This window comes from Streptomyces sp. NBC_00247 (assembly GCF_036188265.1).
GTDB lineage: Bacteria > Actinomycetota > Actinomycetes > Streptomycetales > Streptomycetaceae > Streptomyces.
The window spans coordinates 2,979,092-2,992,427 of sequence record NZ_CP108093.1 but is presented as its reverse complement, the minus strand read 5'-3'; the positions used below and the strand labels follow the sequence as shown (position 1 = coordinate 2,992,427).

Sequence of the window (13,336 nt, the reverse complement as noted above, 5' to 3'; positions counted from 1 at the left end):
CGGCTCAGTCCGAGCCCAGGGACGTGACGAGCTCCACGCGCCGGCGTATCCCCAACTTCCGGTAGGTGTTGGTGAGGTGGGTCTCGACCGTGCGCCGGGCCAGGTGCAGCAGCCCGGCGATCTCGGTGTTCGTGTGGCCGTCGGCGGCCAGCCGGGCGATGCGGCGCTCGCTGACGGTGAGGGAGTGCGCGCCGGTACGGGCCGTGACGCCGGGGCGGGCGCCGCCCTCGCGCAGGTACTGCTCCGCCAGAGTGCGCAGCCGCGTGGCGCCGAGCCGCTCGGCGCGCTCGCACGCCTCGCGCAGGCATCTGCGGGCGTGGGAGCGCTCCCCCGCCGCGGTCAGGGCTCTGCCCTGCGCGGTCAGCGCGCTGACCAGTTCCGTCTCGACCGCGGCCGGCGCCCCCCTGAGCAGCCGTACGGCCTCCTCGCCCATCAGCAGACCGCGGCGGCCGCCGGTGACCGTGCCGAGGACGCGCAGCGCGCGGCCCACCGTGCGCGGGGTGCCCCAGACACGGGCCAGGCGCAGTTCCTCCTCGGCCAGCGCGAGCGCCTGTCCGGGGCTGTCGAGGACGAGGCAGCACAGGGCGGCCGACGAGCGCCACGGGGTGACGACCGGGCTGACCACCTGACGTTCGGTCTGGCGGCGCCCGCACTCCAGGAAGTCGTGCAGCGCACCCGCCGGGTCTCCCCCCGCGGCGCGCTGGAGCCCTCGCGCGTGGAGGAGCCGGTTGCGGCCCCAGGAGTCCGGGGCCTCCCGCAGGTCGAAGGCGTCCGCGAGCCGCCGGGCCTCGGCCGTGCGGCCGGCCTCCACGAGCCCGGTCAGCACGTGGGCGTGCAGGGGGGTGGGCCCGGTGGCCCCGACGGTGGACGATCCGGCCGGCAGCCGCGTGTAGTCGCCCCGGGAGGCGGCGATGTCGGCGCGTACGTGGAGCAGCGCCATGTGCATGGGGTGCGACAGGTGGGGAAGCCGGCCGGCCAGCTCCTCGGCCTCGTCGAGCTCGTCGGCCCACTGGGCGACGGTGGCCGCCGCGCTCAGCAGGAACGGTTCGGCGAGTGGGTCGGACGGTTCGGCGAGCAGGACCCGTACCTTCCTCATGGCCTCGTCCGCCGAGATCAGCCCGGCGGTGGCCGCGTACCGTACGAGCAGGGCCTGGGCGGCCGGACTGACCAGCTCCGGAGTGCGTTCCGTGGTGTCGCGCAGCCACTGGTAGACCTCCCGGCGGACCGTCTTGTCCTGGTCGGACAGGAACACGGTGGCACCCTGCAGAGTGCTCGCCAGACCGGGGTGACCGGCGAGCTGGCCGTCCGCCGAGCGCAGCACCTCCAGGGCGGCGCGGGTGCTGCCCCGGCCGGCGAGCGCGGTGCCCAGGGCGACGGCCGCGCTGACCCGGTCACGCGGCGTGCCCGCCAGTGCGAGCGCCTCGGTGAACCGCGGTATCGCGGCCGACGTCTGGGAGCCCGCGTACTCCAGGGAGCCCAGTTCGGTCAGCAACCGCTGCCGGTGCCGGTCGGAGAGCGGTTCCTCCAGGGCGCGGCGCAGGTACGCGACGGCGTCGCGGCTCCGTCCGGCGCCCAGCGCCAGTGTGGAGGCGGCGTGCAGCGCGACCGGCGCCCAGGTCTCGCCCACCGGACCGGAGAGCAGCAGGTGCCCGGCGACCGTCTCGGCGGGGCCGCCCCGGCGCAGGGTCGCTTCGGCCGCCGCCCGGTGTATCGCGTACCGCCTGGTCGCGGGCACGCGGGCGAGGACCGCGTCCCGCAGCAACGGGTGGGAGTAGCGGGGCCGTCCGTCTTCGTCGCACAGTAAGCCCAGCCGGGTCATCGCGGTGAGCCAGCCCGCCACCCGGGCCGGATCGGCGCCCGACAGTTCGGCGAGCAGCCGGCCCGGGTGCTCCGCGGGCCGCTCCCCGCCACCGGGGCCGGGGCGCCCGGGTCGTTCCCCGGCCGGCTCCTCGTCCAGGGCCGCCAGGACGCCCGCCACCTCGGCGGTGCCCGCCCCGGCGTTCTCCAGCCACCACGAGACCGCCGCCGCGTACGCGCCCGGGTAGAGGGCGGCGGCACTCTCGGGTACGGCCGGGAGGCTCCCGGAGGCTTCCAGGTCGTCGAGGAGGGCGCGCAGCAACAGCGGGCTCGCGGCACCGGCCCGCGTACACGCCTCGATCCACGACCCGGTGGCGGAGGGGAACCGTGCGCGCACCAGGCCCGCCGCCGCGTCGGCGGTGGGCGGGGCGAGGGTGTGGGTGCGGACGAGGGAGGGGGAGAGGCCGTGGGCGAAGCCCGGCGCCGGCGGGCCCACGTCGTACTGGCCGCGTTCGGTGACGGCCAGCAGCACCGGCAGCCGGAGCCGGTCCACGTGCCGGGCGGTCTCCACCAGCCACCGGTACGAGGGCGCGTCGGCGAGGTGCACGTCGTCCACGGCCACGACGAGCGAGGACTCCCCGGCACGGGCGAGCAGCGACTGCCGCAGACGGTCGCCGTGTTCGCGCTCGTCGTCGGTGCCCCCACAGGTGAGGGCCGGCGCCCCGGACCCTGCCCCGGAGCGCAGGAGTTGGAGGACGGCGCCGAAGGGGACGGAGGCGTCGGCGGCGGAGCAGCGGGCCCGCAGCACGCGCATGCCCTGCCCCGCGGCGGCCTCGACGGCGTTCTCCAGGACGGTCGTCCGGCCGGTGCCGGTCGCCCCGCGCAGCAGCACCAGACCGCCCTTCCCCGCACGGGCGCGTGCGGCACCGGTCGCGAGAAGTTCGGTCGCACCCCTGTGCTCGCGCGGTTGCTCACTGTATGGTCCGGACATTCTGTCCCCTCCTTGCGACGGTGGAGTACGCGGTGACGTGCCCGCGACGGCCCCCGTGAGGAGTGCCGTCGCGGCCCGCGGCGACCGCCGGTCTCGTGGTGCCGCTCGTGGTGTTCCACGATTGCCGTGCCCCCTGCCGTTCCACGAGTGTGAAGAACGCGGACCCGCCACCTGCCGGACCCGGGTGCCACACACGCGTACATGGGGGAACCACGTTGCTGAGCGCCACGCGCACCACACAGCCCGGCCCGGCCGAGTCCGCGGACCGGATACGGGTCGTGGTGCACGCCAGGGACCCGATCTCGATCGAGGGAGTGCACAGCCAGCTGCGCCGGTACCCGGAGATCGACCTCCGGGACGAGAGCGAATCCGGCCCCGGCACCGTCCTGTTGCTCGTCGAGGACTCCCTCGACGAGGCGGTGCTCACCCGGCTGCGCCGACTGGCACGCGGTGAGGGCGCGCGGGCGGCGCTCGTCGTGGGCGCGCTGCGGGAGGCCGAACTGCTCGACGTGATCGAGTGCGGCGTCGGCGCCATCGTGTGGCGCCACGAGGCCACCGCCGGGCGGCTCGTGCAGGCGATCCGCGCGGCGGACCGCGGCGAGGGCGACCTGCCGTCGGACCTGCTCGGACGACTCATCACCCAGGTGGGTACGCTGCACCGCCACGCGGCCGGCCGGCCCGGCCTCCCCGCCTCGGGGCTGACACCGCGTGAGGTCGACGTGCTGAGGCTGGTGGCCGAGGGGTTCGACACCGGAGAGATCGCCAAGAAGCTGTCCTACTCCGAACGCACGGTCAAGAACGTCCTGCACGGGTTGACCACCCGACTGCACCTCCGCAACCGGGCGCACGCCGTGGCTCAGGCCTTGAGGGAAGGCTACATCTGACCGGAAGGGCAACATGAGCCGCCCCTCGGGGCGGCACGGTCTGCCCGTTCGTCGTCCCGGTGCGACTGCGGGGACGGGCGGTGGCGGAGGCAGGATCGTCTGCGGCGGCCGGGGCGACCACGGTGGCGGGCACGACGGCATGGACGACACGCGGGGCCGGGAACGGCAGGGCGGGAGCACGACGGTGATCCACGAAGTGGACGAGGTCCTCAAGAACCTGCTCAGCGCAGGGGCGTTGAGCGGGTCGGGCATCGACATCGCCTTCGACGCACCGACCCGGGACTGGGCCGCCCGCCGCAACGCGCCCACCATCAACGCCTATCTGTACGACATCCGCGAGGACGTCAACCGCCGCCAGCGGGGACAGGCCCCCGTGTTCGACGAGCGCGACGTCGTCGTCAAGCGTCGCCAACCGCCGCGCTGGTTCCGGCTTTCGTACCTGGTGACCGCCTGGACCAAGCAGCCACAGGACGAACACCGTCTGCTCTCCGCCGCGTTGGCCACGCTCATTCCGCGCGAACTCATCGCGCCGTCCGAACTGCCGGGCTCCCTCGGCGAACTGGGCATGACCGTGCCGCTGTCGGTGGCGGGAATCCAGACAGAGGCCCGCTCGCTCGCGGAGATCTGGTCGGCGCTCGGCGGCGAACTCAAGCCCTCTCTCGACCTGGTGATCACCGCACCCTTCCCGGCCTACCCCGAGTACGACGCCGGGCCGCCCGTCACCGAGGGCGCCGCCGTCCGCGTGGGCTCTCTGGACGGCACCATGGGTGGCGCCCCCGCCGAAGCGCCGGAACGCGCCCACCGGGAACGTCAGGTGGCGGCCGTCCGCGAGGCCAGGAAGACGGCCCGGCGCAACCGGACCACGGGCGGGCGGACATGACCCCACGAGTCCAGCGACCCCACGCGACGGGCGATCCCGTCCACGCCGAGCCGCTCCTCGCCCGCCTCGCCGAACTGCGGGAGCGCGTGGCGCTGCTGGTCGACCACCGCTCCGCCGACGACCCCACCGCGTCCGACCCGGTGCGCGGCCTGTACATCCCGGAGGCGGCGGTACGGCACCTGCTGCGCCCCCAGGAGCCCGCACGGCTCGACGCCGCCGGCCCGGCCGACTCGTACGACGACCGTCTGACCGACCTCGCCGTCCGGCTCGGCCTGACCGGACTCGACGTCCTCATCCTGCTCGCCGCGCTCGCCCCCGACCTGGACCGGAGCTTCGAGCAGCTGTACGGCTACCTCAACGACGACGTCGGCCGCCGCCGGGCCACCGTCGCGCTCGCTCTCGACCTGTGCGGCATCCCCGTGCACCTGGCGTCGGCGCGGGCCCGGCTGCACCCGGCCGCGCCGCTGTGCGCGCTGGGGCTCCTCGTCGTGGAGGAGACCGAACGCCCCTTCCTGAGCCGTTCGTTGTGCGTACCCGACCGGGTGGTGGCCCATCTGCTCGGCGACGACTCCCCGGACGCGGCCCTCGCCGGACACCTCCATGCGCTGGACGCGGGCGCCGGGGCGGACGACGGGCACGGAACGCGCGACGAGCACGGGGCGAACGGAGCGCACGAGCCGTTCCCGGACGACGGGCCCGGCGGCTTCACGCACCGCCTCGCCGCCAGGATCGCCGCCGGACCGCCGGTCACCGCCTACGTCCGCGAGCGGCGTGAGGGCGACGGCCTGTCCTCCGTCGCCGCCGCCCTGCGCGCCGCGGGCCGCCGGGCCCTGCGCTTCACCGGGCCCGAGAGCAGCGTGCCGGGCCTGCTGCGCGAGGCCCGGCTGACCGGCCACGCGGTGGTCGTCCAGGGCCTTGCGGACAAACCGGAATCCCTGATACGGCAGTTGGCCGAGGCCGCGGACGTCACCGCGCTGATCACCGGACCGCGCCCGTACGACCCCCAGTGGTGCGACACGGACCCGCTCGTCCTGGAGGCGCCACAGCGCGGCGCCGGCGCGGTCGGCGCCTGGTCGGCGGCGCTCGGCGACGAGCCCGGCTTCGACCTGGCCGCGACCGTCGCCCCGTACCACCTCGCCGGTGAGCACATCGTCCGTGCCGCCCGCGCCGCCCGGGGCCTCGCCACCTTCGAGGGGGTCCCGCTGGCCCCCGCCCACGTGAGGCTCGCCGCACGCCAGCAGTCCGCCTCCGGCCTCGAACAGCACGCCCGCCGCATCCGCCCCGACGTCGACTGGCGGGATCTGGTACTGCCCCCCGGCCCGCTCACCCAACTGCGCGAACTCGCCCTGCGCGCCCGGCACCGCGACCGGGTCCTCGGCGAGTGGCGGCTGAGCGCGGGCGGCGGCCGGGGCCGGGGCGTCCTCGGACTGTTCGCGGGCGCCTCGGGCACCGGCAAGACCCTGGCGGCGGAGGTCGTCGCGGCCGAACTCGGCCTCGACCTCTACACGGTCCAGCTGTCGTCCGTGGTCGACAAGTACGTCGGCGAGACCGAGAAGAACCTCGAACGCATCTTCACCGAGGCGGACCGCACCGACGCCGTGCTCCTCTTCGACGAGGCCGACGCCGTCTTCGGCAAGCGCTCCGAGGTGAAGGACGCCCACGACCGGTACGCCAACATGGAGAGCTCCTACCTCCTCCAGCGCCTGGAGTCCTTCGACGGCATCGCGCTGCTCACCACCAACCTGCGCGCCAACATCGACGAGGCGTTCACCCGGCGCCTGGACCTGGTCGTGGACTTCCCGTTCCCCGACGTCGACCAGCGCCTCGCCCTGTGGCGGCACAGCCTGTCCCACGTGCCCTGCGAGGACGACATCGACGCGAAGCAGGTCGCGGTGGTCTTCGAGCTGGCGGGCGGTTCGATCCGCAGCGCCGTGATGACCGCCGCCTACCTCGCGGCAGGCCGGGACGCCACGGTGACCGCCGCCGACCTGCTGGAGGGCGCCCGGCGCGAGTACCGCAAGGCCGGGCGCCTGGTGCCGGGCGAGGGGACCTGGTAGGTCGCTCCGGCGCCCGGCACCGGTGTCACCCGGCGCTCGTTCGGCGGTCACTCGGCGGTCACTCGGCGACCCCCACGGCGGTCACTCGGCGGCGGGAGGCACCGTGAAGAGGACCGCTTCGAGCGCGCGGCCGTTGTCGACCGTGCCACCGAAGTTGTAGGCGTTGCGCGGCCCCCGGCACGTGGGGGCCTTGTCCCACTCCGAGCCGGTGAAACGGATGTTCTGGCAGATCTGCCCGCTGCCGACGTTGATGGCGAACCCGGACATCACTTCGGCCTCCGGGTCGGTGCCGCCGATGTAGTTGTCCTTGCCGTCGGCGACGACGGCCGTCCACTGAGACGGTTGCCACGCGCCCTGCCCGTTGGTCGAGGCGGGGTCGTGGAGGAACGCGTTGGCCGAGGAGCCGCCGACGCCGTACACCGCGAAGTTCAGCGAGACGATCGGCACGCTCCGGGTGTTGCCGGCCATGGTGCCGTCGCAGACCGGGGGCTGCCAGCCCTCCCCCTTCACGAAGGCGCGATAGCAGATGTGCCGGCCCGAAGGGTCGTCCTTCGCCAGCCGGTTCACCACGGTCGCCGCCGTGTCCTCCGGTGGCTTCGGGGTGGCGGACTTCTCGCTGCCCGATCCGCCGGATCCGCCGGATCCGTTGTCGGAGTCGGTTGCCTCGGTGGGTTGGGCGGGTGTGGTGGGTGCGGTGGTGGCGGGGGTGGGGCGAGGGTGGCTTGGGGGGTGGGGGTGGGTGCGAGGGTGGCGCCGGCTTCGACGAGTTTTTCGTGGGTGCCGGTGGCGACGGCGGGTTTGTGGCCGAACCAGAGGGCGATGAAGGTGATGGTGAGGGCGAGGAGGACGCCGAGGAAGGTGGCGAGCCAGCGGGGGAGGAAGCCTTTTTGGGCGAAGGTTCCGTCGATGGGGAGGGGTGTGGTTCCGGAGCGTTGGACGGTGAGGGTGTAGGGGCGTTGTTCTTTGCCGCCGAACCAGATGATGGTGCGGGGTTTGAGGGTGGTGGTGATGAAGGCGGCGTGGCCGGGTTCTATCTGGATGTTGCTGGGTCTGAGGTCGTAGGTGAGTTGGTCGCCGTTGTCGGTGCCGCTGAGTGAGGCGGTGAGTTTGGTGTTGCCGAGGTTGTCGACGGCGAGGCGGGGGCGTCCGCGGAATCGGCCTTTGACGGTGGGGGGTACGAGTTCGGCGCGGAGTTCGGTGAAGGGGGTGATGGTGAGGTTGCCCTCGGGGACGGTGGTTGCTTCGGGGTGTTCGGTGGGGGTGATGCGGATGGCGTAGGGGTTGGGTCCGGCGGTGGCGTCGGGGGTGCGTGGGGGTGCGAACTTCAGCTCGACCGTGCCGGTGGTTCCGGGGAAGAGGCGCAGGGTGGGTGGTTCGACGGTGGTCCAGGGGGCGATGTCGCCGACCGCTTCGAAGCGGTACTCGTCCACTACGTCGCCGGTGTTGCGCAGGCGCAGGCGCACGGTGGTGGCGCTGCCGGGATCGACCGTGGCCGACGCGGGTTCCAGGGAGGTCCAAAGGCTCACCCGGCCACGTTAGAACAGCGGCAGGCGTTCCCCATGTGCCCTTTGGAAACGCGGTGTTGGCCGCGCCGGCGACTGTGCCCGTCCAGCCGTCAGGCTGGTCCCGCCGGGCAGTCCGGCTGCCCCCGGGTGGTGCCCCGCAGGCCCCTTCCCTCCCTGGGGCCCACGGCGCGCCGCCACAGCCGGGCCGGGGCTCAGCCGATCTCCCCGATCTGCTCGCGGGTGAGCGCCTGGTCCCAGACCGCGACCTCGTTGATCCTGCCGTCGAACTGGTCGGCGTTGGCATCGGCGTATCTGGCCCGGCCGATGATGAAGGCGCCGGTCGTCGTGAACGGGTAGGGGTCCTGCACGGAGCCCTGGGGTGCGCCGTCGACGTAGAGCGTCTGGTTGCCGGTGACCCCGTCGTAGACGCCGACCAGGTGGGTCCAGGTGTGCAGGACCGACGGGGCCAGGGAGAGGGCGCGGTAGCCCGTGGCGGCGTACGTACCACCGTCCGAGCGTGTCCGGGCGAACGACCAGCGCTTCTCCCCCGGGGAGAACTGGAGATAGAAGGCGCTGTTGTGCTGCCCGCTCTGGCTGACCGCGGTGGAGAAGTCCGCGGTGCTGTTCAGGTACACCCACGCCGAGACCGTGAAGCTGCTGCCGGGCCCCGTGGGCACCACCGAGCTCGTCGAGATCATCTGGCTGCTCGAACCGTTGAAGGCGCCGGCGCCGCCGTGCCCATCGGTGCCGGTCACGTCGGTCACGTTGAGCGGGTGAGCACCGGTTTCGTCCTTGCCCAGCGCGCCGGGCCTGATCAGCCACTGACCGATCGGATCAGGTACTTCGGGGCGCTTCGGACCGGAATCCCCGCCGCCGGATCCGCCGGATCCGTTGTCGGAGTCGGTTGCCTCGGTGGGTTGGGCGGGTGTGGTGGGTGCGGTGGTGGCGGGGGGTGGGGCGAGGGTGGCTTGGGGGGTGGGGGTGGGTGCGAGGGTGGCGCCGGCTTCGACGAGTTTTTCGTGGGTGCCGGTGGCGACGGCGGGTTTGTGGCCGAACCAGAGGGCGATGAAGGTGATGGTGAGGGCGAGGAGGACGCCGAGGAAGGTGGCGAGCCAGCGGGGGAGGAAGCCTTTTTGGGCGAAGGTTCCGTCGATGGGGAGGGGTGTGGTTCCGGAGCGTTGGACGGTGAGGGTGTAGGGGCGTTGTTCTTTGCCGCCGAACCAGATGATGGTGCGGGGTTTGAGGGTGGTGGTGATGAAGGCGGCGTGGCCGGGTTCTATCTGGATGTTGCTGGGTCTGAGGTCGTAGGTGAGTTGGTCGCCGTTGTCGGTGCCGCTGAGTGAGGCGGTGAGTTTGGTGTTGCCGAGGTTGTCGACGGCGAGGCGGGGGCGTCCGCGGAATCGGCCTTTGACGGTGGGGGGTACGAGTTCGGCGCGGAGTTCGGTGAAGGGGGTGATGGTGAGGTTGCCCTCGGGGACGGTGGTTGCTTCGGGGTGTTCGGTGGGGGTGATGCGGATGGCGTAGGGGTTGGGTCCGGCGGTGGCGTCGGGGGTGCGTGGGGGTGCGAACTTCAGCTCGACCGTGCCGGTGGTTCCGGGGAAGAGGCGCAGGGTGGGTGGTTCGACGGTGGTCCAGGGGGCGATGTCGCCGACCGCTTCGAAGCGGTACTCGTCCACTACGTCGCCGGTGTTGCGCAGGCGCAGGCGCACGGTGGTGGCGCTGCCGGGATCGACCGTGGCCGACGCGGGTTCCAGGGAGGTCCAAAGGCTCACCCGGCCACGTTAGGCCGCGAGGACGACCAGGTCAGGTGGCGCAGGGGCAGTCGGAGCCGTCCGCGCGGGTGGAGGTGCCTGCCCGATCGGCCACCGGGTCCTCGCGGGGCATCCCGGGTCGCCCCCGGGGCTGCCCGAAAGGGCCTTACCCGGCGGAGCGCGGAGTGGTAATTCTGACGGATCGAAGTCCCGGCCCGCCGTACTCCCCGAAGCGCCCGGCTCTCCGCCCCGCTGCCGGGGACGGCGGACGGGCCCCGGACCAGGAGATCGAGGACGGGCCCCGGACGCGCGCCCGGCGGCCGGTCGCCCCCTTGCGCCGCGACGTGCCAACGCCGGTGCACCGCCTGCCCTTGAGGGCAGAAACGATGCCCCCGAGCAGGACCCTGGGGACGTTTCGGCGGTGTTCCCGCGCGGGTGAGAGTAAGGCGGTTCCTGTCTCGTACCCCGAGGAGAGCAGAACATGCCGTCCTATCTGTCGCCCGGCGTCTACGTCGAGGAGGTGGCCAGCGGCTCGCGTCCCATCGAGGGAGTGGGCACGTCGGTCGCCGCCTTCGTGGGGCTCGCGCCGAGCGGTCCGCTGAACGAGCCGACCCTGGTCACCAACTGGAGCCAGTACGTGGCCGCGTTCGGTGAGTTCACCGACGGGTACTACCTGGCCCACTCCGTCTACGGCTTCTTCAACAACGGTGGCTCCGCGGCCTACGTGGTGCGCGTGGGCGGCTCCGTCGAGGGCGCCCCCGCCGACGGTGCGGCCGCCCCCGGCCGTGCCGCCGTGAAGGGCTCCGCCGCCCCGGCCGCGCTGGAGGCCGGAGAGTTCCGGCCGCTCGGCGGGTTCTCGGTCGCGGCCATCGCCCCCGGCACCAACGGCGCGCTCAGCGTCGAGGTGACGCTGCCGGAGGACGACGGACCGGCCGACCGGTTCAAGCTGACGGTCAAGGACGGCGACAAGGCCGTCGAGACCTTCGACGTGTCCGCCAAGAAGGGCGGCCGTACCTACGTCGTCACGCAGGTGAAGGAGCGCTCCAAGCTCATCACCGTCGCCGAGGCCGCGCCCGCCGGACAGCTGGTCCGGCCGGACGCCCAGACGGTGGCACTCGTGGCTCCCGCGCCGGCCGCCCCCGACGCGCCGGCCGAGGGGTCCTACCCCGGCCCGGCCCGCTACCTGGGCGACTCCGCGGACCGCACCGGGTTCGGTGGCCTGGAGGCCATCGACGAGATCTCCATGGTCGCGGTGCCCGACCTGATGGCCGCCTACCAGCGCGGCGCGATCGACCTGGAGGCCGTCAAGGCGGTCCAGTTGGGCATGATCGCGCACTGTGAACTCATGGGCGACCGTGTCGCGGTCATCGACCCGCCGCCGGGACTGAATGCCCGTCAGGTCCGGGTGTGGCGCCAGGAGACGGCCGGTTACGACTCCAAGTACGCGGCTCTGTACTACCCGTGGATCAAGTCCTTCGACCCGTCCGCCGGGCAGTCGGTGCTGATCCCGCCGAGCGGCCACGTCGCCGGCATCTGGGCCCGCAACGACGCCGAGCGCGGTGTGCACAAGGCGCCCGCCAACGAGGTCGTGCGCGGCGCGGTGGACCTGGAGACCCAGATCACCCGCGGCGAGCAGGACCTGCTCAACCCGATCGGCGTCAACTGCATCCGCGCCTTCCCCGGCCGCGGCATCCGCGTCTGGGGAGCCCGTACGGTCTCCTCGGACCCGGCCTGGCGCTACCTGAACATCCGCCGGTACTTCAACTACCTGGAGGAGTCCATCCTCCTCGGTACCCAGTGGGTGGTGTTCGAGCCGAACGACCACGCCCTGTGGGCGCGTATCCGGCGCAACATCTCGGCGTTCCTGGTCAACGAGTGGCGCAGTGGCGCCCTCTTCGGCCAGCGCCCCGAGGAGGCCTTCTACGTCAAGTGCGACGAGGAGACCAACCCGCCGGAGTCGGTCGACGTCGGCCGGGTGGTGTGCGAGATCGGCATCGCGCCGGTCAAGCCCGCCGAGTTCGTGATCTTCCGACTGGCTCAGTTCTCCAGCGGCAGCGGAGAGCTGGAGGAGTAGCCGGTCTTCCGGGGGGTGTCCGGCGGACCGCCGGACACCCCCCGGGCCCCCGTCCGCCTCCACCGCCGTAACGCCGCCACCCCTCAGATCTCCTTCACAAGGACAGCGAACACATGAGTCTCCAGCCGGGTGACGCCCTTACCTCACACAATTTCGGCCTGCAGATCGACGGTGTCATGGTCGAGTACCTCGCCGAGGTCAGTGGCATGAGCATCGAGCAGGACGTCATCACCTACCAGCAGAACACCCCGAACGGCCAGAACGTGGTCAAGAACATGCCGGGTGTGAAGAAGAACGGGACCTGCACGGTCATCCGCGGTATGACGCAGTCGGCTTCGTTCACCCAGTGGATCAACGAGTCGATCGCCGGCCAGATGACCACGGCCCGCAAGAACGCCTCCATCATCATGATGGACTTCCAGAACAACCCGGTGAAGCGCTACCACCTGCGCAACGCCTGGTGCAGCAAGATCGACGCGAGCACGGTGAAGGCGGGCGAGGCTTCCGCGCTCACCGAGACGGTGACCATCGTGTTCGAAGAACTGGTCATCGAGTAATGCGCCGTTCGGCCGCCAGGGCCGGCGACTTCGCCCAGGGTCCCGGTGCGGAGACGGAGCAGCCCGCTCCCGTCGTCGCACCGGACGCACAGGTCGTACCGGCAGCACCGGCACCGCCCGTGCAGCAGCAACGGTACGAACTGCGCACCGAGTTCGCGTTCCAGTTGCCGCGTGGCTACGTGGACGACGCGGGTACCGTCCACCGGGACGGGGTGATGCGGCTGTCGACGGCGCGCGACGAGCTCGTCCCGCTGCGCGACGTACGCGTCCAGGAGAACCCGGCGTTCCTCTCGGTGGTGCTGCTGGGCCGGGTGATCACCCGGCTCGGCACGCTCCCGATGATGCACGACGGCATCGTGGAGAACATGTTCGCCTCCGACCTGGCCTTCCTGCAGGACTTCTACCGTCAGATCAACGCGGAGGGCCACACCCGCGCTTCGGTGGAATGCCCGCACTGTTCCGAGCCCTTCGAGGTCGAACTCGGCGGGAGCCGCCTGGGGGAATCGTGACGTACGCGAACGACCGGTTGCACGAGGAGATCGCGTACGTCGCCTACCACTTCCACTGGAGCCTGGAGCAGATCCTGGACCTGGAACACCAGGACCGTCGTCGATACACCGAGCAGATCGCGTCCTTCGTGACGCGTGCCGGCGCGGAGGGCTGAGCGGTGGGGTTCCTGGAGCGGTTCCGGAGCGGTCGAACGGGCGCCACGGGGACGAGCGCGGCGGCCGTTCCCCCCGGGGAGGCGGCGGACACCTCGCGAGGCGGGGCCGACACCGGCCGGGCGGCCGAATCCGCGGGCGTCCGCGCTCCGGTCGTCGCCGCCTGGGCCGGACTGCC

Annotated in this window: 9 protein-coding genes and 1 pseudogene; 7 read left to right on the top strand and 3 right to left on the bottom strand. The window is 72.4% G+C overall.

Annotated elements, in window-relative coordinates; genetic code table 11:
- Positions 1-4: 4 nt before the first annotated feature.
- Positions 5-2,788, bottom strand: coding sequence for a helix-turn-helix transcriptional regulator (locus OHT52_RS12625; protein WP_328720242.1), 2,784 nt, complete (start codon positions 2,786-2,788; stop codon positions 5-7).
- Between the two features lie 215 nt (positions 2,789-3,003).
- Between OHT52_RS12625 and OHT52_RS12620 the strand changes: the two genes are divergently transcribed.
- The 3 genes from OHT52_RS12620 (at position 3,004) to OHT52_RS12610 (ending at position 6,609) form a co-directional block, all read left to right on the top strand.
- The gene (locus tag OHT52_RS12620) at positions 3,004-3,672 is read left to right on the top strand and encodes a helix-turn-helix transcriptional regulator (protein ID WP_328720241.1); all 669 of its coding nucleotides are present in this window, start codon (positions 3,004-3,006) and stop codon (positions 3,670-3,672) included.
- Positions 3,673-3,856: 184 nt separating this feature from the next.
- A complete protein-coding gene (locus tag OHT52_RS12615) occupies positions 3,857-4,552 on the top strand; it encodes a DUF4255 domain-containing protein (protein WP_328723713.1) in 696 nt (231 codons plus the stop codon).
- Positions 4,549-6,609, top strand: a complete 2,061-nt coding sequence (locus OHT52_RS12610) for an ATP-binding protein (RefSeq protein WP_328720240.1) — start codon at positions 4,549-4,551, stop codon at positions 6,607-6,609. The genes OHT52_RS12615 and OHT52_RS12610 overlap by 4 nt, the downstream gene beginning before the upstream one ends.
- A gap of 81 nt (positions 6,610-6,690) precedes the next feature.
- Here the strand turns inward: OHT52_RS12610 and OHT52_RS12605 are convergent.
- Positions 6,691-8,135, bottom strand: a pseudogene (locus OHT52_RS12605) (COG1470 family protein).
- 191 nt (positions 8,136-8,326) lie between these two features.
- A complete protein-coding gene (locus OHT52_RS12600; protein WP_328720239.1) occupies positions 8,327-9,886 on the bottom strand; it encodes a LamG domain-containing protein in 1,560 nt (519 codons plus the stop codon).
- A 460-nt stretch (positions 9,887-10,346) separates the two neighbouring features.
- On the opposite strand from OHT52_RS12600, the gene OHT52_RS12595 reads away from it, so the two are divergent.
- The 4 genes from OHT52_RS12595 (at position 10,347) to OHT52_RS12580 (ending at position 13,160) form a co-directional block, all read left to right on the top strand.
- Positions 10,347-11,939, top strand: coding sequence for a phage tail sheath subtilisin-like domain-containing protein (locus tag OHT52_RS12595; RefSeq protein WP_328720238.1), 1,593 nt, complete (start codon positions 10,347-10,349; stop codon positions 11,937-11,939).
- A 113-nt stretch (positions 11,940-12,052) separates the two neighbouring features.
- Positions 12,053-12,496, top strand: a complete 444-nt coding sequence (locus OHT52_RS12590; protein WP_266707264.1) for a phage tail protein — start codon at positions 12,053-12,055, stop codon at positions 12,494-12,496.
- Entirely contained in the window at positions 12,496-13,005 is a 510-nt protein-coding gene (locus OHT52_RS12585) for a hypothetical protein (protein ID WP_328720237.1), read from the top strand. The genes OHT52_RS12590 and OHT52_RS12585 overlap by 1 nt, the downstream gene beginning before the upstream one ends.
- On the top strand, positions 13,002-13,160 hold the full coding sequence (locus tag OHT52_RS12580) for a DUF6760 family protein (protein WP_328720236.1): 159 nt from the start codon (positions 13,002-13,004) through the stop codon (positions 13,158-13,160). The genes OHT52_RS12585 and OHT52_RS12580 overlap by 4 nt, the downstream gene beginning before the upstream one ends.
- The last annotated feature ends 176 nt before the right edge of the window (positions 13,161-13,336 follow it).

Coding starts and splice junctions, on each gene's coding strand:
- OHT52_RS12610 (WP_328720240.1), top strand. CDS start 4,549: ATGACCCCACGAGTCCAGCGACCCCACGCGACGGGCGATCCCGTCCAC.
- OHT52_RS12595 (WP_328720238.1), top strand. CDS start 10,347: ATGCCGTCCTATCTGTCGCCCGGCGTCTACGTCGAGGAGGTGGCCAGC.
- OHT52_RS12585 (WP_328720237.1), top strand. CDS start 12,496: ATGCGCCGTTCGGCCGCCAGGGCCGGCGACTTCGCCCAGGGTCCCGGT.
- OHT52_RS12625 (WP_328720242.1), bottom strand. CDS start 2,788: ATGTCCGGACCATACAGTGAGCAACCGCGCGAGCACAGGGGTGCGACC.
- OHT52_RS12590 (WP_266707264.1), top strand. CDS start 12,053: ATGAGTCTCCAGCCGGGTGACGCCCTTACCTCACACAATTTCGGCCTG.